Origin of the sequence: Legionella cincinnatiensis (assembly GCF_900452415.1) — a bacterium.
In the GTDB taxonomy this organism is placed as follows: domain Bacteria; phylum Pseudomonadota; class Gammaproteobacteria; order Legionellales; family Legionellaceae; genus Legionella; species Legionella cincinnatiensis.
This window is the reverse complement of sequence record NZ_UGNX01000001.1, coordinates 3,134,947-3,154,388: the sequence shown is the minus strand read 5'-3', so window position 1 is coordinate 3,154,388 and position 19,442 is coordinate 3,134,947. Positions and strand designations below refer to the sequence as shown.

The window sequence follows — 19,442 nt, the reverse complement described above, 5'->3', positions numbered from 1 at the left end:
AATGATACGAACACGAGTACTCTCAGACGGAGGGGAAAACAACCTTGCTTTTCCAACAGATGATCGCATTTTTTTGGGGGAAGGCTTATTCGAAACGCTTAAAGTAGAGAGTGGCAAGCCGTGCTTTGCTTACTTACACTGGCAACGATTGAGTGATTCTGCTCAAAAACTGGGCATGCCATTTGATCTCACTTTTGAACATTGGTTGGAGCATCTGCTTCATAAAATTAAAAGTGACAATTTATACCATGGCGGTATAAAAGCAATTTTAAGTGGTGGCTCAGCGCCTCGAGGGTTAGCAGTACGTGGACAGATTAGTCAACTGGTGCTACAAACCTTTAATTATACTGTGGAAACCCACCCCTTGAAACTAGTTAGTGTTCCTTGGTTACGGGATGCTGCTAATCCTGTATTTCAAGTGAAATCAGTCAATTATCTAGAAGCGATACTTGCTCGTCGTCACGCAATTGATTTAGGTGCAGATGATGCTTTGTTTTTTAATTTACAGCATCATGTTACTGAGACTACATGTGCCAACTTATTTATGATTCAAAAACAATGTTTGCTGACGCCTCCTGTAACAGATGGAGTGCTTCCTGGTATTACTCGTGCAAGAATTTTCAAACTATCGAAACAACTTAATATTGATTGTATTGAGGCTTCTTTGACAAAATCAATGTTAAGAGATGCTGATGTGGTTTTTCTGGTTAATTCTTTACAGGGAGTTCGTTCAGCTTGTTCTTTGGATGATATGATTTTTGAAACTGATCACCCTTTGCTTCATCAGTTAACCTCTTCTTTGAGTGTTGGAAGCGCCATTTAGAGTTTAAAAATTTGATGACATGACATCAATTTCTATTATTATGCATCGCAATTTTGAAAATAATGAGGTGGGATAACCAGAAGCGAATTTTTACATGAGAAACAAAAACATGGAACATGTTACGTGGAAGGAAAGACAACAACAACGAGTTCGTCATTGGATAAGAGCAATTTTAACCTATTGGTTTAAAGTGGAATTGCGAGGAAATTATCAACCTGAATTTAACTCAGTTATTATTGCCAATAGAACTTCAAAAATTGATTTGCTTTTGCTTGCTGCTTTTTTACCTGAACGTTTAACAGTTGCTTTATCGCCACATACTTCAGGTAAATTTTGGTGGAAAATGATGCTTCTCTTTGCAGATATCATTGCAATCGATGCAACAAATGCTTTTGCCGCTAGAGCTTTAATAAAAGCAATACGAGAGGGAAAGCGTTGTGTTATTTTCCCACAAGGAATTGAGTCGGACGAAGAGAGCTTAAAGGTTTTTGATAGTCCTGGTTTGATATTGCAAAAAGCAGGTGCATCAGTGATTCCGATTCGCATTGATGGAGCCCAATATAGTATTTTTTCTATGAGCAAGGACAAACATCTAATACGTTTGTTCCCTAAAATTATTTTGCATGTGTTGCCTTCCTTATCCTATGTAGAAGAGAGGCATACTTCTGTTGATAGAAATGCAATGAGTATTCGCTTATTTCGTTTGATCAGTGAGCTCACATTTGCAAATAGTTTCCAGCCTGTACCTTTATTCAAAGCGTTAATTCATGGAGCAGCATTAGGTGCTAAGAATAGAGCAAAAATTGAGGATGCTAATCGCACACCTATAACGTTTAAGCAATTTCTGGCTCGTTGTTTTATTTTGGGCCGGCAGATTAAAAATCAAACACAAATAGGAGAACATGTAGGAATAATGTTACCTACGACAATAGCAGGGATGGTCACTTTTTTTGCGCTACATGCATATCGACGTATTCCTGCCATGCTTAATTTTAGTTTGGGATTTCATAATTTATTCTCTACGTGTAAGGTCGCGCAAATAAAAACGATCTATACGTCAAGACAATTCATTGCTACAGCAAAGTTAGAAGATTTAGTAGAAAATTTACAGAAAGAAGGAATAATTATTTATTTTCTAGAGGATTTTAAATCTGCCATTAAATTAAGTCACAAACTTTCAGGGTTGCTTAAGAGTAAATTTCCTTCCTGGGCTTATCAATTAATTGGCGAAGCAGTTTTACCAACGGAGCCTGGAGTGATTTTATTTACCTCAGGTTCAGAGGGAGTTTCTAAGGGAGTAGTTTTGTCTCATGCTAACTTATTGGCTAATTGCTGTCAGTTAACATCAAGAGTTGACTTTTCTTATCGGGATAAGTTTTTCGACACTTTACCTATTTTTCATTGTTTTGGCCTGACTACAGGCGCCATTCTTCCCTTAATACAAGGAATTAGCTGCTTTTTTTACCCGTCACCTTTGCATTATAAAATAATTCCAGGATTAGTTTATCAAACTGGGGCCACCATTATGTTGAGTACAGATACTTTTTTAACGGGTTATTCTCGAGCCGCAGAAAGACATGATTTTAGTAGCATACGTTATATTTTTGCAGGAGCTGAAAAAGTTAAACCAGAGACAATGCATCATTGGATAGATACTTTTGGGGTAAAAATTTATGAAGGATATGGTGCAACAGAAGCTGCTCCAGTGATTTCTATGAATTGTCCTTTAGCTTCTAAACCTGACAGTGTAGGAATGTTACTCCCATTTATGGAAAGTAAAATTCAGCCGGTCGAGGGAATTGCTCAAGGAGGGCGATTAATAGTACGCGGCCCTAATATTATGATGGGTTATCTTTCTTCAGAGAAGCCTGGAGTAATTCTTATTTCAGAAAGTGGTTGGCATGACACTGGCGATATTGTAACTATGGATGAAGAACGGTTTATTACTATAGCTGGCAGAGCGAAACGTTTTGCTAAAATTGCTGGTGAAATGATTTCCCTTAGTGCAGTAGAAAGTGTTGCTGCATCAATTTGGCCCGAATTATTGCATGCAGCAGTAAGTAAAAAGTGCCAAAGAAAAGGGGAACAGATTTTATTATTTAGCGAGGCAGAGAAAGCAGATAAAACTATCTTTATCAAAAAAATTAAAGAATTAAGCTATTCTGAATTGTTAATTCCGCAACAGATTTTTCCAGGAAGCAAGATTCCTGTTTTGCCTTCAGGAAAAATAGATTACATGACAATTGAAAAAAAGTTGGAAGAAGAAATCATTTAAAAAGCAACCAGCCTTGCTGATACTTCGGCTCATAGCATACCTGCAATAGCCCCTGTTTTCGCACAGTCTCTTGATCACATCTCTGACTACTTGAGGTTTGTCCGCCGACAAACCGTAGAACGTTGGGAGGGTAGGGTATGTGTAGAAGATTCAGGATTTTCGGAGAGGGCGAGGTTCTCTAAACGTCACCTGCTGCAAAAACGAAAGGTCTAAAAAGTAACAAACTTATTTCCCTGATGGCCTCAATTTTTTCAACAGTGAAATTTAATTTAATCTATTACCTTATTTTTTCAAAACATAGCTTCCTGGAGCATCCATTAATGGTGTTAATGGTAATTGTTCAAAATCCGGAGCGGATATGAGTTTTCCTGAATGTGATTTTAGCCATTTTAACCATTCAGGCCACCAAGAACCAGAATGTTCTGTTGCTTGTTCCAACCATTTTTCTGCATGAGAAGGAGCGTGATTATTCACTTTATAGCCGTATTTTTTTGCTTCAGGTGCATTAATAATTCCTGCTATATGTCCTGATCCTCCTAGAACAAAACGCTTGGGTCCTTTCATCAGTTGAAAACCTAGATAGGTTGTTTTCCAGGGCGCGATATGATCTTTTTCTGTTGAGAGAAAAAAAGTGGGTATGTCAATGAGGGTGACATCAATTGGCGTATGGTTAAGATGTATTTTACCTGGCTTTGACAAATTATTATGTAAGTACATCCACCGTAAGTATTGTGAATGCATCGTTGCAGGCATATTCGTAGAGTCTGAATTCCAATACAATATATCGAAAGGAACAGGGTTTTTGCCATGTAAATAATTTTTAATAAAAAAGGACCAAATTAAATCATTAGCGCGAAGGGAATTAAAGCTTGATGCCATAAATTTTCCAGCAAGATAGCCCTTAGATTTCATTTCATCTTCCAGTTTTGTAATTTGTTGCTCATCAATAAATACTGAAATGTCACCAGGGTCACTGAAATCAATCATCGACGCTAAAAAAGTTGCGCTGTGAATAGAGTTATCTTGGCATGCTTTATTGTAAGCTAAAAGCATGGAAAGAAGTGTTCCGCCAATACAAAACCCCATAGCATTGACTTGATTTACATGCAGCTGTTTTTGAATGATCTTAATTGCTGTTATTGGGCCCTCGTTTAAATAATCGTATAAGCTTTTATGAGCGAAGCTTGCGTCTGGATTAACCCAGGAAATCATAAATACGGTAATTCCTTGTTTTACTAACCAACGCACTAGAGAATTATGGGGGCTTAAATCAAGAATGTAATATTTGTTAATCCAAGGAGGAACGATAAGAAGAGGTATTGATTTGACTTTAGTGGATTGTGGTGTGTATTGAATCAATTCCATCATGTTATTACGAAAAATAACTTTTCCTGGTGTTATCGCTAGATTTTCACCAAGTTTAAAAGCCTCCATATCGGTCATTTTAATCATTAATCGTGAGGAACCTACCTCTAGATCTGAAAGTAAGTTATGTAATCCACGTAATAAATTTTTACCACGGCTTTTTAGTGTTTCATCTATAATTTGTGGATTAGTGTGGAGAAAGTTTGCGGGAGATAAAGCATCTAAATATTGTTTGGTAAAAAACTGCAGACGCTTTGCTGTATTTTTATCGGGGTATTCCGCTGTTTCAAATAAATTATTCATGTGCTGACTGGCTAAAAGATAATGCTGAGTCATCATGTTGAAAAATGGATTGTTCAACCAGTCTTCTTCTCTAAAGCGAGGATCATCAATAGGCATCGGTTTTCCTTCTAACCAATGCTCTAATTGAATTTTTGCTAAATTGAAGGCATCTTGCCAATACGCAAACTGCATTTCCCAGATTTTTTCTGGATTTTTTAAAAGAATAGTCATTACACTTTGAAAGTGTTCTGTTAGTTCAATGTATTGATTGATGATAAGCGAGAGCTGTAAGGGAGTTTTTTGTATATCTGAAATAATTTGCAAGCTTTTTTCAGCTATTGCTTTAAGTAATTCACTAAGTTCCGTGTCGTGGATCATCCTAACTCCTGAGGACAAATGTTTTTGTGTCTATTTTGGTTTGTTTCTTCTTATTGATCAAGAGCATAATCTTGGCGTCTAAAAAATCTTTTTTAAAGAATGGAATTAAATTTCTAATGTCGATGTCATTTGTAGCCTCTAAAATTATAAATTACCACTCTCTTATTGTTCCTTCGTGCCAAAAATAGCCGCTTTTCTTTTTTTTATTAACTAGATTATAAATTTCTTGTGCCGCTTCTGAGGGTAGTTTTGGTGCATTGTTTTTCCCCATATTGGTTCTGACCCATCCCGGATCAAAACTAGAGATAGTGTTTTGGGGCAATCTTTTTGTCAAAAGTAGCGTATACATATTTAAACATGATTTTGACATTTTGTAGTGTGGTTGATAAGCAGAATCATTTGAACTAAATGCTCCCCATCCCGATGATATGTTAATAATTTGCGCATCAGTGTTTAACTTAGGAATGCATTTTTCGGTTAATTCAATAGTTCCAAATACATTCACGGCAAATGTGTCTTTTAGTTGCTCCATATTGATTTTTTCTTGATTCCAATTCTCTAGAAGTACAGCGGCATTATTAATTAACACATCAATTTTCGGTAATTTTTCTGCAAAAAGATTAATTTGTTGTGAGTTCTTTAGATCAAGGCTGTAACTTTTTAAGTTTTTATTTTTTAAAGGAGTGACGCCATGTGTTGAAGTTCCGATGACCTGCCAGCCATTCTCTAAAAAAATTCGAGCTGTTTCTAATCCTATTCCTCGACTGATGCCAGTAATTACGAGAGTCTTAACCATTTATAACTCCATATACGCAAATTTTGATTGCGCGCATGCCCCAAGACATTCATGCGTCCTTTTGAGTCATAGGTAAAATGTTTTAACAACCTATGGAGTTAGTGCATCCCAATTTTATTTGATGCATCAATGTTTAAAATGACGAACTCCAGTAAATACCATAATGATCCCATGTTCTTCAGCACAAGTAATTACCTGTGTATCTCTAATTGAGCCTCCTGGTTGAATAATAGCAGAGATACCAGCCTTCGCAGCGATTTCAACTGTATCAGGAAAAGGAATGAATGCATCAGAGGCCATTACTGCACCCTGAGTATCAAATCCCATGTGGGTTGCTTGCCAAAGGCCAATACGAGCACTCATTATTCGACTTGTTTGACCGCCTCCTAAGCCTATAGTTGCAGCATCTTTGGCATAAACAATTGCATTAGATTTCACATGTTTTGCTGCAAGCCAGGCGAACATTAAATCATTCATTTGTTGTTCGGATGGCTTTTTTTGCGTTACAGTTTTTAATTGGTAACTTCCTAAAGCAAGGGAGTCATGTTCTTGTACCAGTAAACCACCATCTACTTTCTTCATATTTAAGCTAAAAGCATTATCGGGTTGCCATACTCCTGTTACTAAGACACGAATATTTTCTTTGTTGGCCAGTATTTTTTTTGCGTCATCACTTATCTCTGGAGCAATAATGACTTCTACAAATTGTTTTTCCAGGATTGTTTTTGCTGTGTCGCCATCTAATATTTGGTTAAACGCAATAATGCCACCATAAGCTGATGCTGGATCACATTGGTACGCTTTAAGATATGCATTAAGGAGAGTCTCACTTAACGCAATTCCGCAAGGATTGGCATGTTTTATAATCGCACAAACTGGTTTGTCGTGGGCAAATGATTTAACGCAATCCAAAGCAGCATCGGCATCCAAAATATTATTGTAGGATAGTTGTTTGCCTTGAATTAATTGAGCTCCCCCTAAAGAACCAGATGTAGTATTTTTATCTCCATAAAAAACAGCTTGTTGATGTGGGTTTTCTCCATAACGTAGATCAGTAATTTTATTGAATTGACAGGTAAGTACTTCTGGGAATCCAGAGGGCGCATATTGCTCATCTAACGTCGTTAGATAATTAGCGATTGCTGCATCATAAGCTGCCGTATGGGCAAAAGCTTTTTTAGCTAAGGTAAAACCCCAATCCACAGGTACTTTCTTAGATTGTATGTAATCCATAAGCTCCATATAGTCCTCTGGTTTTACTACGACAAAAGTGTGTGCATGATTTTTTGCTGCGGAGCGAATCATGGCTGGACCCCCAATATCAATATTTTCAATTGCAGCATTAAAATTACAATCAGGGCGACTAATGGTTTGTTCAAATGGATATAAATTAATAATGAGTAAATCAATAGCTTTAATGGAGTGTTCTTGTAATATTTTCTCATCTTTATTTTTGCGAGCAAGCAATCCTGCATGTATTGCAGGGTGTAACGTTTTAACTCGACCGTCAAGCATTTCTGGAAAGCCTGTGTATTCACTGACATCAGTAACCGGCAATTGATGTTCTTTAAGTAAGGCAGAAGTATTACCTGTTGCAATAAGTTCTACTCCATGTTGATGGAGGATTTTGCCAAGTTCAATTATTCCTCTTTTATCGGAAACACTAAGCAACGCTCTTTTAGGTTTAAAAGTAGAAAATTTTTGTTCTGCAATCATTGGTAGTTACCTTTTTACTGGTAAGGCCGGTTTCCATTTCTACTATCCCAGCTTACAGGAGCTCGCAAAATGGAAACAGATCCTAGTACTGCGTTAAAATCATATTACTTTCGTACAAAAGCCAATAATGACCATCCATTAAGCTTTTCTTGATGTAAAAGAGTAAACATTGAATCATAGGTTTTTATGATTTCAAATACTTGTTCCTCAAGTATTCCTGATACAATAAGCATTCCTTCGTTCTTTAAAAGACTATGAAAACGTTCTTTCAAGGTGAGTAGCGGTGCCAGCAAAATATTGGCGATGATCAAATCTACTGGATGTTGTAAGGCATCAGGCACACTTACTAATAATTGATACTTTTCTAGTTGATTCGTTAAGGCATTATTCGTGGTGGCTTGCAACGCTTGCGGATCAATATCAACCGCATATACTTTTTCTGCTCCTAATTTTAATGCAGCCAAAGAAAGAATTCCTGAGCCACAACCATAATCAATAATGGATTTATTGCTTAAGTTTGCTTGCTCAAGCCAAGTTAAACATAATGCTGTAGTAGGATGAGTTCCTGTACCAAAAGCTAAGCCTGGATCGAGCATTAAATTAACTGCATTCGGCTCTGGCGGAGTTGACCAAGTAGGACAGATCCATAAACGTTGTCCATAACGCTGTGGTTTAAAATCATCCATCCATGCTCTTTCCCAATCTCTATCTTCCAAAATTTCTAAAGTACATGTTAATGCAGGATAAGCTTGGGTCAACTGATCGCGAGTATATTGAGCTTGAAATATTTCTGCGAATAGGGCATGAATAATGACTTCGGGCCATAAAGGCGTGGTTCCTGGTTCTGGCTCAAGAACAGGATTGTCGTTTTTATCAGTAAGCATAATGGATAGTGCGCCAAAATCTTCTAACTGATCACTCAGTCGTTCAATTTCTTGGCTAGAACAATGTTCTATTTTTAATTGAAACCACATAGTTATTAGCCCTTAAGCATCTTTTCCAAATAGTGAATGTTTGTGCCGCCTGCAATAAAAGATTGATCATGAAAGATACGTTGATGCAATTCGATATTTGTTTTTATACCATCAATGATAATTTCATCCAACGCATTACGCATTCTTGCAATTGCCTCAGCACGAGTGTTGCCATAACTAATGAGTTTACCAATCATGGAGTCATAATTGGGGGGCACCGTATAACTACTGTAAATATGTGAATCAAAACGAATACCTGGACCGCCTGGTTGATGTAATAATTTTATTGTTCCTGGTGAAGGCATAAATGTTTTAGCATCTTCCGCATTAATTCTACATTCAATTGCATGGCCGCGTAATTGAATGTTTTCTTGAGTCAGTGTAAAAGGTTGATCACTTGCAACTTTGATTTGTTCTTTAATCAAATCAATTCCAGTGATCATTTCAGTTACTGGATGCTCAACCTGAATTCGAGTATTCATTTCGATAAAATAAAAACAGCCATCCTGATATAAGAATTCAAAGGTACCTGCACCACGATATTTCAAATCTTGGCACGCTTTGACTACAGAAGCACCAATTTTATCTCTAAGTTCAGGGCTAATTCCTGGCGCCGGGGCTTCTTCTACTACTTTTTGATGGCGTCTTTGCATGGAGCAATCGCGTTCACCAAGATGAATTGCGTTACCCTTACCGTCCCCTAAAACTTGGAATTCGACATGACGAGGATTTTCCAGAAATTTTTCCATATAAACGACGGGATTATTAAATGCGGCTTTAGCTTCGCTACGTGTTAGCGCAATCGCGTTGGGAAGGTGAGATTCACTATGTACAACACGCATACCACGTCCACCACCCCCTCCTGCCGCTTTAATAATAACAGGATAGCCAATTTTCCGACCTATTTCTAAATTTTTTTGATCGTCATCAGATAAGGGACCATCTGATCCAGGAACACAAGGAACTCCCGCGGCCTTCATCGCATTAATCGCAGAGACTTTATCACCCATGAGGCGAATTGTTTCCCCTCTTGGACCAATAAAACGAAATCCACTTTTTTCTACTATGTCTGCGAAATCAGCGTTTTCTGAAAGGAAGCCGTAACCAGGATGAATGGCTACGGCATCAGTAATTTCAGCAGCAGAAATAATAGCTGGAATATTCAGATAGCTTTTTTGTGCTGGAGCTGGTCCTATGCAAACCGTTTCATCAGCGAGACGAACATGTAATAAATCTTTATCTACGTCTGAATGTACGGCTACAGTCTGAATGCCAAGCTCTTTACATGCACGCAAGATGCGAAGAGCAATTTCACCTCTGTTGGCAATAACAATTTTACTGAGCATTGATGCATCCTCATTCTATAATAAATAGAACCTGATCGTATTCTACAGGTTCTCCATTACCGACTAATATTTCTACGACTTTACCGGGGCGATCTGCTTCAATTTCATTAAACATTTTCATTGCCTCAACAATGCATAAAACATCCCCTGCTTTGACTGTTTGGCCCAGGGTGACAAAAGGAGGGCTTTCTGGCGAGGGTGATGTATACATCGTCCCTACCATAGGTGAATGAATTTGATGGCCAGAAGTAGTTGGTGCGGTAGGCTTACTTTCTTGGAGGGTACTTCCTGCACTTGAATTAGAAGTAGCTCCAGTAGGAAGTGATGCTGTTTGTGGTACAGGAGGTGATACGTAATGAACTTGAGGATGTTCTACAACAGGAACACTGCTGTGACGACTTAACCTAAGTGATTCTTCACCTTCTTTAATTTCAATTTCTGAAATGCCGGTTTCTTCCAGCAATTCGATTAATTTTCTGATCTTACGAATGTCCATTATTTGCTTCTCTTTCAATAATTGAGGTTAATGCTAACGAATACCCTTGTACACCTAAGCCGCTAATAATACCTATGGCTATATCAGAAAAATAAGAGTGGTGACGAAAAGTTTCGCGGGAATAAATATTACTGATATGTACTTCAATAAACGGAATTGCAACAGCACTCAACGCATCCCTTAAGGCTATACTGGTATGGGTAAATCCTGCAGGATTGAAAATCATATAATCGATTTTATTAGTACTTGCTTGATGAATCGATTGAATTAAATCTGCTTCCGAATTACTTTGGTAACATTGCAGCGTAAACCCTGCTTCTGTTGCTTCTTTAGTTAAACGAGTATTGATCTGTTCTAGCGTTGTGCCCCCATAAATTGAAGGTTCTCGTGTTCCTAAGAGATTTAAATTTGGTCCATGTAACACCAGAATTTTTTTCATGTTTTAGTCTGTATCAATAATTTTGGCAGATTTTGCCCGATCTCTGTAATGTTGTCTATATATCTCCGAGGATATCTACATGTTCTCTGCTGTTTTTATATTTTAGATCATAAAATATAGAGAAAAAGTTGCTTGCTTTAAGGCATTAACCTAGACTTTATTGAAATAAAGCAGTGTTTTGCCTCTAACCTTGAAAAAGTTGTTGTGTTTCTCTAGGTAAGGGTATGAAGCCAGCAGGATTGATTTGAGTTTTTTATTGAGTGCAGTGAGAACTACTGATTTCAAAAAAATTCAGCCTGCTGAGCATCTCGTATCGAACTGACTGGGGGCTTAACTGCTTTTTCTAGGTTTAAAAAAGGAAGAAACTCAAAGGACTTTTGATGCAGGAAATGTTCAAACAACGGTTAGACGTACCTAAAGTACAACCAGAAATTTATTGTGTCATTTTCATGATGATGATATTGGTACAAATCTCTATAGATCAATATGTTCCATCGTTGCCTGCAATTACTAAATATTTTCATAGCTCCGAATCATCAATTCAATATACGCTCTTTCTTTTTTTGTTTGGGCTAGGAAGTTCTCATCTATTTTTTGGACCCTTATCTGATAAAATTGGTCGTAGGCTTCCACTTATTTATGGAATAGGTATAAGTATCTTAGGGAGCTTGTGTTGCTTTTTTGCACCATCAGTTATGGTTTTAATTTTTGGACGCTTTTTACAAGGATTTGGTATTGGTTGTTGTAGTTCAGTAGGGCGCTCTTTAATGAGGGATCTTTTTACAGATCGATATTTGTCAAAAATCAGTTCTTATGTTGGCGTAGTAAGCACATTATTATTGGTTGTTTCTCCAATATGGGGTGGATTTATTCAGCAACATTTTGGATGGAGAGCTAATTTTTTATTTATCTTTATCGTAGGACTGTCATTTTGGATTTTTATTTTACGGGTTTTGCCAGAAACAAATAAAAATCTTAACCCTAATGCAACAAAAATAAATGTTCTCTATGAGAATTATTATAGCTTATTAAGTTCTAGAACCTTCGTGGGATATACGCTTTGTGCGTGTTTTGCCTGTTCGGGTTTAGTTGCCTATATTACTATCGCGCCGTTTTTATTCCAAAATGTATTGGGATTAACCCCTTTAGAATACGGACAATTGTCAATTTTTATAGCTGGGGCGATTTGCCTTAGTGGCATTATAAATAGCCAATTAATTATGATTAAGGATGTATCCTTTATGTTGTTTCTTGGTGTGTTGTTGATGATTGGTGGTGGTTTGTTAATGTTTGTCTTTGCATTATTAGGCATAATGCATGTGTTAACTATTATGATTCCCATCGCTTTATTTAGTATGGGTTCTGGCTTTACTTTCATTAATGCTTTTGCAGGAGTTTTTCATCCTTTTCCACAAATGGCAGGAACAGTGGCTGCATTATACGTGAGCATGCAAGATTTTACCGCTGCATTAACAAGTGGTATGATTGCAATGACGCAGATGCAGGGGCAGCTGCCATTATCCATTATATTATTTGTTTTAGGCTTATGTGCTCTGGCTGCTTGGTATTATCAACAAGTATGAAATAATAATTTCAAAAAATCTAAAATTATGCTAGTTTGGATGGGTTTTAGATTTGTCAGTTGTGTTTGTAGGTGTAACTCCCTGTTGAATTCAGTCAAGCTTTATAACTTGCTTTTAAGGATATAATTGGATTCAGCAGAACATGAGTTGCTTCAATATTTTCAATTAAGTTGCAAAAAGGAGTGGATTTCAATGCATCATAATTACTATTTATCTCCATTAGCTGTGGCTCTGGCCCTAGGTATGGTATCTCCCGCGAAAGCTGCAGACCCCTTGCTTTTACAAAACGCATCTTTTTCGGAAGTAAAGCAAAAATTTGCTTTATCAACTCAAGGTGTTGCTGTTGCTAAAGATAGCTTGAGCTTCATAAGTGAGCATACTGATCGAAATAAAGTAACTCATGTCCGTATGCAACAAAAATATGCAGGGTTTCCAGTTTATGGTGGTTATGCAATCATGCATAGCATGAATACGGCAAAGTCATTAGCCGCTACTACTCAGTCTTCAGTTGAGATGAATGGTGTTGTTTATCAGGGGTTACAAACGGAATTAGGTCAACCAGATGCTTCTTTTGTGCAGAATGCAGATCAGGCATTACAACAATTCAAAGCTAAATATGCTGATCAAAATGTAGGCGATGAAAAAGTCGTTCCTATGGTATATATCGATAAGGATAATCAAGCACACTGGGCTTACAAGGTAAGCATTCGTGTTAATCATCTAGATAAAGCTCCAGAGCGTCCAACAGCAATTATTGATGCTCGAACTAAACAGCCTTTTGTACAATGGAATGATATTAAAACAGAGAGAGTATCTGTAAAAGGTTCTGGTTTCGGTGGAAATAAGAAAATGGGGTATTATGAGTTCGGTAAAGACTTTCCCTATTTGGATCTAACTCGTGATGTAAAGAATGCAACATGTTATATGGAAAATGAATCTGTAAAAGTGATTGATATGAAACACAAATACAGTTCTGTCAAAACTCCAATGTCGTTTGCTTGTTCAGCAACGGACTCTAATATTTACTCCACTGGGTATCGTGAAGATAATGGCGCACTTTCTCCATCAAATGATGCATTGTATGCAGGTTATGTAATCAAACATATGTATGCTGACTGGTATGGCGTAAATGTTCTTTCTAATTCTAATGGATCCCCAATGCAATTAGTTATGCGCGTTCACTATGGCGACGGTTATGAAAATGCTTATTGGGATGGAGAGCAAATGACTTTTGGTTGTGGTGATAGGATGATGTATCCTTTGGTTTCTCTCGGCGTTGGCGCTCATGAAATTAGCCATGGTTTTACGGAGCAGCATTCTGGTCTCGAATATTACGGCCAATCTGGTGGAATGAATGAATCTTTTTCTGATATGGCAGCCCAAGCAGCTGAGCATTATTCAGTAGGTAAGAGTAGCTGGCAAATTGGCGGTGAAATTATGAAAGAAAGTAGTGGCTATGATGCTTTGCGTTATATGGATAAACCTAGCCGTGATGGTGAGTCTATTGATACGGCAGATGAATACTATGGTGGTCTAGACGTTCATTATTCAAGTGGCGTATACAACCATTTATTTTACATATTAGCAAATCAGCCTAATTGGAATACTCGTATGGCTTTTGATGTGATGGTGAAAGCAAATATGGATTATTGGACACCTTATTCAAGTTTTGATGAAGGTGGTTGTGGTGTGTTAAGCGCAGCTAAAGACTTAGGTTATTCTTTAAATGATGTGAAAAGCTCATTGCAAGCAGTTACCATCAATGTTAACAAGTGCCGTTAATTTGTATTCATCATAAAATCAGTCAGAAGTTGGCCTACAACTTCTGGCTGTTCCATATGAATATGATGCCCCCCATTCATTTTTTTAAGAGTTAAGTTTTTTACAGTGTTGATGCGATTTTTAGTAATTTCAGCATCAAAAGAAAATCCTTGATTTGCTATAAGTAAATAAGTTTTTGCAGTAATCTCTTTTAAGCAGGAAAGAATTTGCGTTTCTGTCATGCGTAAAGGGGAGCGTGCCAGTAAACGTGGATCATGTCGCCAGTAAAATTTTCCTCGTTTTTCTACTAAACTTCGTTCACACAGAGTTTTTGCGATATCCATGGAAACGTATCCTTTAAAGGCACGAGCTAGAGCCGCACTCTCTAAATGATCATAACCTTTTGATTTTTTGCTTTTTTGTGTGAGGAAATGAGCATAGTCTCTTAATTGTTGACAGGCTGTTTCTCCAGGATGTGAAAATGGTCCTAAGCCTTCAATGAGTATTAGTGAAAGAAAGCGTTCGGGAATAACTCCTCCAATCAAGCTGGCCAGACAAGCTCCCATGGAGTGGCCTAATAAATGGACTTTATCGATTTTTAGGGCATTGAGTATTTCAATAACAATGAAAATTCCATCAAAAAAATGATAGTGACACCCCTGAGGAAGATGTGATGAATGACCATGTCCCGGCAAATCAACTGCAATAAGATAAAAGTCATTCTCCAAGAAGGAGGCTAAAGGCAGGAAACTGTTTGCATTATCTAGCCAACCGTGCAGCGCTAAGATAGTTGGTTTTTCAGGATGTCCCCACGTTTTGCACGCTATAGAAAAGCCTGGAATCTTAAGATTTAGTTTATTCATATCATTTAATATTTATTTATATATTTTATTAAGTAGTTATTATATCTCTACTGGGAACAGTAGAGCTATAATTCATTACATGGTGTGAATAGAGATTTTGCAGCATGCTTACTACAGTTTTCTTATGATGAATGCAGATTTCATTTTAAAACAGTTAAGGTAATGCAATGCAATGATTTTATATGGATTAGTAATTAGCTAAGTAAAAAACCTGAATAGGGTAAGGCATGCAACAAGATAAACGTAGTGTCTCATTAATAACTTATAATATTCATAAAGGATTTGGGGTGGGTACCATTCGCTTTTTGCTTCCTAAAATGCGGGATGCGATAACGAATTTAAATCCTGATTTTGTTTTTTTGCAAGAAGTTCAGGGGGAGCACGTAAAACGACAAAAACGAATTAATGCATGGCCTGCTTCTCCACAATCTGAGTACATTGCTGAAAACATATGGCCACATTATGTTTATGCGAAAAATGCAGTATATCAATCAGGGCATCATGGTAATGCTATTTTAAGTAAGTACGCTTTTGAGCGATTTGAGAATATTAATCTTACCCATATTCGTAGAGCTTCAAGAGGCATATTACACGCGCAATTGAAGCTGGATAATGTAACGATTCATTTATTATGCGTGCATTTAGGTCTTTTTAAAGCGGAACGTACCGTGCAATGCAATACTTTAATGCAACGAATTAAAGATGTGGTTCCTCAAAATGAGCCTTTATTGATGGCGGGTGATTTCAACGATTGGCGTACTATTATTTCCAAACCTCTGGCTGACTATTTAAATATAGAGGAAGCATTTGTTTCTATTGAAGGCCAACATGCACGATCTTTTCCTGCAATTAGGCCTGCCTTGTGTATTGATCGAGTGTATTTTCGCGGTATGAAAGTACAAGAGGTGGCTTGTTTACAGGGTAAACCATGGAGAATGCTGTCCGATCATTTACCCCTTTATGCCCGTTTTGAATTGATGTAAAACAGGAAACGAATAATGCATAGCCCTAACGGTAACAAAGTCCTGTCGTGATGCAGTAATTATTTTCTGCAAAGCAACATTTCTTTGTAGAGGCGAGGTGTGTTTTCTTATCCCGAACTCAGGTTAAATACGTACTAATTCTTAGTTGCTGATTTGATGTTCCTAAGGAAGACCCGCATAAAGATGAATTTGTAGGTTAAGAATAAATCCATACTTCATGCAGTATTCTGCTGCGTACTCATGATTACGTTGATTTTTTTTCAGATCTAGAAGACCAGGTTCCCAAAAACTAATTACTTCATTGATTTCGGAACGTTCAGTCATAGTGAGATCACGACCTTCATCACGTATGACTTTAACACGCTGTGGCTCTTTTTGATAAATATTCATGGGACTGATGAAGATTTGCTTGTTCATTTGTTTCGCCCATTCATGTGCCCATAGAGGAATGTCACTGTAGGGTGCATATTGATTGTCTTCAGGAGCTGATATTACAAATTTCAAACAATCAGCACGCGCCAACATTTTGGGATTGGGTTTTAGGTATCGAATTACGTTACCTTCTTTTTCCAGACATTTAGGGCTCACTACCAAGGTAGTGCTCTTAGGAAGATCTGCTAAAACAGCAATACCATTTGATTCAATTTGAGTCGATTGGAAGTAGGCTTGAGCCATTTCTAAAAATGCAGATAAATTTTGTTGTAATGAAGGTTCACCACCGGTAATTACGAGCACCATTTTTTTGGCAAGACCTTGCGCCCAAGGGGGAGTTGATAAGCTACGATTTTTAAAAAAATCATCGATCACCTGCTCTGCTTCTTTTAGCAAAGAAGTAAAGTTTCTCCACTCACCAGAATCAAAATAGGTATCACAAAAAGAACACGCTAAGTTGCATTTAGCCAGACGGATAAAATAAGCAGGATGTCCACGATACGGTCCTTCTCCTTGTAACGTAAAAAAACGACTTGTCACTAATAGTTCATCATGCTTTGCTTTATTGAAGAACGCTTTTCCTACTTTGTCATTGAATCCAAACATTTATGATGTATACTTGTGTATAAAAATTTTACATATAATATCATTTGTAACTCCCCACGTCATCCTGCACTCATCTATTCCCCGAAATTTAAAAAAGTCCATTCACTCTTTAGAGCCGTTCAGCCTGAGGAGGGGCAAAATGCCCCGTCTCGAAGGCCTGCTGTAAGGCTTCGAGACAGCGTTTTGCGCTTCCTCAGCCCGAACGCTCCAAGGGGAGAATAGAGCAAATCATCTTGTAGTTTAAATTTCAGGGAGATAGATCTTCTCGGAATGACGTGGGGAGTTACTATCATTTTTATGTTTTACTAAAAAGCGTAGATTGAATTCATGGATATTATTAGCTAATTTTTTATTGTTTATTATGGACTGTAATATGTCGCACGTGCATCAAACTAGAAATTTCTTTTAATTGCTTACAAAGTTGTGGAAGTGATTCTTTTGGGCCAGAAAGATCAATAAGATTAATTGCAATGGATCCTCGAGATTTATTTTCCATCTGTTCTACATTATATTTCATTTTTGATATTTTCTGAGTAATTTTACCTATTACTCCAGGTGTGTTCTGGTTAATAGTGAGTATACGGTGGCAATTGGGTATTTGTGCTGCTGACAGCGATATATTTGGAAAATTAACCGAATATTCTATGCCGCCATGCTCGAGATAATTACAAATATTTCGAATAATCATTTCTGAAGCACTTTGTTCTGCTTCTTGAGTGCTTGCTCCCAAATGAGGGAAGCATAGGACATTAGGATGGCCTGCTAGGTTAATTGTTGGAAAATCAGTAATATAACCCATTAATTGGCCGTTATTTAATTGTTGTAGGATTGCGGGTTCGCTTACTACTTGTTCTCGAGAAAAATTCAGTAAAAGTGTATTGGGTTTCAATAAGACAATATTTTCTTCATTAATTAAATGTTTGGTCTCTACATTTAAAGGAATATGCAAAGTAATAATATCCGCATGAGTCAATAAGAGATTCATATCGGTGATCTTTTCAACTCCAGGCATAAGCGCCAAAGCATTATTCAAAGTCATGTTTGTATCAAATCCTAATACGTGCATTCCTAAGGCCAATGCTGTATTAGCGACTTTTACTCCTACATTCCCTAAACCAATAACACCTAAAGTTTTACCTGAAATTTCATGGCCAATAAATTTCTTCTTTTTGATTTCAATTTCTCGATGAAATAGTTGGTTATTTGCTTTGGTTAAATCAGTAATAAATGTTTGAGTTTGATCCAAATGTCTATAGCCCATAATCATCGCTGCCATCACCAGTTCCTTTACGGCATTTGTATTTGCTCCAGGAGCATAAAACACAGGGATGCCTTTTTGGGTTAGTGCTTCAACTGGGATATTATCAGTACCTGTTCCAGCTCGGGCTACTGCCTTTAAGTTCTTTGAAAACGGATGATTATGTAATTTATGGGAGTGTACCAAAATGACATCGGGATCTATGGGATTAAGACCTAATTGATAAAGATCAGGATGAAACAAACTCAAGCCTTGAGGAGATATATTATCAAGAACTTGAATCGTGAACATGTTTATCCTCCTTAATGAGAACAATAGAGTTCTCAATCTCTTTTAATCCGCGTTCATAATAAGCATAGTACTGGGGGCGTAATTGTTTCAACTCACCAAGTGTTAGACTTAAAGGAATTATTGGGTAAAAGCTTGTATTCGTAATATAGAGCTTAGAATGATTTTTTACCCATGTTTTGGGATTTAAGCCAGCAAAACCAATAAATCGAGTTACTGTATTTTGAGCTTCCCAGTCACTCATTCCATCACCGACAAGTAAAGAATGCTCACCGGGCGTAAGTATTGAGGAGATTTCTACTGTTTTTCCATTACCTTGGGTCATATTGCTTTGCTCATCAAATCCTTGATAATTACCACATTCATTGAAATACACGTCTACGGCAAGTACATGACTGGCAGGAATTCCTAAAGTTTGGGCAAATAAGTCTACCGATGTTTTAATTCCAGCTGAAATGATATAAACCTTCTTATTTAAGTGATGGAGTAATTGGATAAGTTCAAATGCTCCTGGAGCAATATGTTGTTGATATTGTTTTGCCAACTCATTAACTTGTTTTAATGTGGGTTGCACATAATCCAAACGTTGGCGATAATCATGGAGAGTCATGCCGGTTTTCCCCATACATCGTGCTGTAATTTGATGAACTTTTTCTGCAACCCCATTTATTGTGGCCAACACATTAATCCCTTCAATAAGCGAAAGTGTACCATCACAGTCAAAGAAAAAAGTATCAATTGGCTCTTTCAAGGTCCAGGGATAAGTGTTTTGCATGGA

At 37.3% G+C, this 19,442-nt stretch carries 16 protein-coding genes; 5 read left to right on the top strand and 11 right to left on the bottom strand.

The genetic code is table 11. From position 1 onward, the window contains the following. Nucleotide 1 precedes the first annotated feature (1 nt). Both DYH34_RS14050 and DYH34_RS14045 read left to right on the top strand, forming a co-directional pair. On the top strand, nucleotides 2-823 hold the full coding sequence (locus tag DYH34_RS14050; protein WP_058465120.1) for an aminotransferase class IV: 822 nt from the start codon (nucleotides 2-4) through the stop codon (nucleotides 821-823). Nucleotides 824-917: 94 nt separating this feature from the next. After that, complete coding sequence (locus DYH34_RS14045; protein ID WP_238589498.1) at nucleotides 918-3,098, top strand: AMP-binding protein; 2,181 nt, start codon at nucleotides 918-920, stop codon at nucleotides 3,096-3,098. A gap of 282 nt (nucleotides 3,099-3,380) precedes the next feature. Here DYH34_RS14045 and DYH34_RS14040 read toward each other — a convergent pair whose 3' ends face one another. The 7 genes from DYH34_RS14040 to aroQ form a co-directional block, all read right to left on the bottom strand. Then, nucleotides 3,381-5,123, bottom strand: a complete 1,743-nt coding sequence (locus tag DYH34_RS14040; protein ID WP_058465118.1) for a PHA/PHB synthase family protein — start codon at nucleotides 5,121-5,123, stop codon at nucleotides 3,381-3,383. Between the two features lie 151 nt (nucleotides 5,124-5,274). Further along, on the bottom strand, nucleotides 5,275-5,919 hold the full coding sequence (locus DYH34_RS14035) for an SDR family NAD(P)-dependent oxidoreductase (RefSeq protein ID WP_058465117.1): 645 nt from the start codon (nucleotides 5,917-5,919) through the stop codon (nucleotides 5,275-5,277). Nucleotides 5,920-6,045: 126 nt separating this feature from the next. Continuing rightward, nucleotides 6,046-7,635, bottom strand: coding sequence for a bifunctional phosphoribosylaminoimidazolecarboxamide formyltransferase/IMP cyclohydrolase (purH, locus tag DYH34_RS14030; RefSeq protein ID WP_058465116.1), 1,590 nt, complete (start codon nucleotides 7,633-7,635; stop codon nucleotides 6,046-6,048). A gap of 104 nt (nucleotides 7,636-7,739) precedes the next feature. Further along, on the bottom strand, nucleotides 7,740-8,609 hold the full coding sequence (prmA, locus tag DYH34_RS14025; protein WP_058465115.1) for a 50S ribosomal protein L11 methyltransferase: 870 nt from the start codon (nucleotides 8,607-8,609) through the stop codon (nucleotides 7,740-7,742). A 5-nt stretch (nucleotides 8,610-8,614) separates the two neighbouring features. Beyond that, the gene (accC, locus tag DYH34_RS14020) at nucleotides 8,615-9,955 is read right to left on the bottom strand and encodes an acetyl-CoA carboxylase biotin carboxylase subunit (protein ID WP_058465114.1); all 1,341 of its coding nucleotides are present in this window, start codon (nucleotides 9,953-9,955) and stop codon (nucleotides 8,615-8,617) included. Nucleotides 9,956-9,965: 10 nt separating this feature from the next. After that, nucleotides 9,966-10,451: an acetyl-CoA carboxylase biotin carboxyl carrier protein gene (gene accB / locus DYH34_RS14015; RefSeq protein ID WP_058465113.1), complete on the bottom strand. Its 486-nt coding sequence runs from the start codon at nucleotides 10,449-10,451 to the stop codon at nucleotides 9,966-9,968. Then, nucleotides 10,438-10,890 carry a type II 3-dehydroquinate dehydratase gene (aroQ, locus tag DYH34_RS14010; RefSeq protein WP_058465112.1) on the bottom strand — a complete coding sequence of 151 codons (453 nt, stop codon included), beginning with the start codon at nucleotides 10,888-10,890 and terminating at the stop codon, nucleotides 10,438-10,440. The genes accB and aroQ overlap by 14 nt, the downstream gene beginning before the upstream one ends. A 380-nt stretch (nucleotides 10,891-11,270) precedes the next feature. On the opposite strand from aroQ, the gene DYH34_RS14005 reads away from it, so the two are divergent. Both DYH34_RS14005 and proA read left to right on the top strand, forming a co-directional pair. Then, a complete protein-coding gene (locus DYH34_RS14005) occupies nucleotides 11,271-12,473 on the top strand; it encodes a multidrug effflux MFS transporter (protein ID WP_058465111.1) in 1,203 nt (400 codons plus the stop codon). Between the two features lie 192 nt (nucleotides 12,474-12,665). Then, nucleotides 12,666-14,255, top strand: coding sequence for a zinc metalloprotease ProA (gene proA / locus DYH34_RS14000; protein WP_058465110.1), 1,590 nt, complete (start codon nucleotides 12,666-12,668; stop codon nucleotides 14,253-14,255). Here the strand turns inward: proA and DYH34_RS13995 are convergent. Continuing rightward, the gene (locus tag DYH34_RS13995; RefSeq protein ID WP_058465109.1) at nucleotides 14,252-15,097 is read right to left on the bottom strand and encodes an alpha/beta fold hydrolase; all 846 of its coding nucleotides are present in this window, start codon (nucleotides 15,095-15,097) and stop codon (nucleotides 14,252-14,254) included. The genes proA and DYH34_RS13995 overlap by 4 nt on opposite strands. Nucleotides 15,098-15,324: 227 nt before the next feature. Between DYH34_RS13995 and DYH34_RS13990 the strand changes: the two genes are divergently transcribed. Beyond that, entirely contained in the window at nucleotides 15,325-16,080 is a 756-nt protein-coding gene (locus tag DYH34_RS13990) for an endonuclease/exonuclease/phosphatase family protein (protein WP_058465108.1), read from the top strand. 162 nt (nucleotides 16,081-16,242) lie between these two features. On the opposite strand, the gene DYH34_RS13985 is transcribed toward DYH34_RS13990, so the two are convergent. The 3 genes from DYH34_RS13985 to DYH34_RS13975 all read right to left on the bottom strand — a co-directional run bounded on the left by DYH34_RS13985 (nucleotide 16,243) and on the right by DYH34_RS13975 (nucleotide 19,439). Beyond that, entirely contained in the window at nucleotides 16,243-17,118 is an 876-nt protein-coding gene (locus DYH34_RS13985; RefSeq protein ID WP_058465107.1) for a 7-carboxy-7-deazaguanine synthase QueE, read from the bottom strand. Between the two features lie 349 nt (nucleotides 17,119-17,467). Beyond that, nucleotides 17,468-18,667 (bottom strand): 3-phosphoglycerate dehydrogenase family protein, encoded by a 1,200-nt coding sequence (locus DYH34_RS13980; RefSeq protein ID WP_058465106.1) that lies wholly within the window; start codon nucleotides 18,665-18,667, stop codon nucleotides 17,468-17,470. Continuing rightward, the gene (locus tag DYH34_RS13975; RefSeq protein WP_058465105.1) at nucleotides 18,645-19,439 is read right to left on the bottom strand and encodes an HAD-IB family phosphatase; all 795 of its coding nucleotides are present in this window, start codon (nucleotides 19,437-19,439) and stop codon (nucleotides 18,645-18,647) included. The genes DYH34_RS13980 and DYH34_RS13975 overlap by 23 nt, the downstream gene beginning before the upstream one ends. Nucleotides 19,440-19,442 lie beyond the last annotated feature (3 nt).

Coding starts and splice junctions, on each gene's coding strand:
- DYH34_RS14050 (WP_058465120.1), top strand. CDS start 2: ATGATACGAACACGAGTACTCTCAGACGGAGGGGAAAACAACCTTGCT.
- DYH34_RS14045 (WP_238589498.1), top strand. CDS start 918: ATGAGAAACAAAAACATGGAACATGTTACGTGGAAGGAAAGACAACAA.
- DYH34_RS14040 (WP_058465118.1), bottom strand. CDS start 5,123: ATGATCCACGACACGGAACTTAGTGAATTACTTAAAGCAATAGCTGAA.
- DYH34_RS14035 (WP_058465117.1), bottom strand. CDS start 5,919: ATGGTTAAGACTCTCGTAATTACTGGCATCAGTCGAGGAATAGGATTA.
- purH (WP_058465116.1), bottom strand. CDS start 7,635: ATGATTGCAGAACAAAAATTTTCTACTTTTAAACCTAAAAGAGCGTTG.
- prmA (WP_058465115.1), bottom strand. CDS start 8,609: ATGTGGTTTCAATTAAAAATAGAACATTGTTCTAGCCAAGAAATTGAA.
- accC (WP_058465114.1), bottom strand. CDS start 9,955: ATGCTCAGTAAAATTGTTATTGCCAACAGAGGTGAAATTGCTCTTCGC.
- accB (WP_058465113.1), bottom strand. CDS start 10,451: ATGGACATTCGTAAGATCAGAAAATTAATCGAATTGCTGGAAGAAACC.
- aroQ (WP_058465112.1), bottom strand. CDS start 10,890: ATGAAAAAAATTCTGGTGTTACATGGACCAAATTTAAATCTCTTAGGA.
- DYH34_RS14005 (WP_058465111.1), top strand. CDS start 11,271: ATGCAGGAAATGTTCAAACAACGGTTAGACGTACCTAAAGTACAACCA.
- proA (WP_058465110.1), top strand. CDS start 12,666: ATGCATCATAATTACTATTTATCTCCATTAGCTGTGGCTCTGGCCCTA.
- DYH34_RS13995 (WP_058465109.1), bottom strand. CDS start 15,097: ATGAATAAACTAAATCTTAAGATTCCAGGCTTTTCTATAGCGTGCAAA.
- DYH34_RS13990 (WP_058465108.1), top strand. CDS start 15,325: ATGCAACAAGATAAACGTAGTGTCTCATTAATAACTTATAATATTCAT.
- DYH34_RS13985 (WP_058465107.1), bottom strand. CDS start 17,118: ATGTTTGGATTCAATGACAAAGTAGGAAAAGCGTTCTTCAATAAAGCA.
- DYH34_RS13980 (WP_058465106.1), bottom strand. CDS start 18,667: ATGTTCACGATTCAAGTTCTTGATAATATATCTCCTCAAGGCTTGAGT.
- DYH34_RS13975 (WP_058465105.1), bottom strand. CDS start 19,439: ATGCAAAACACTTATCCCTGGACCTTGAAAGAGCCAATTGATACTTTT.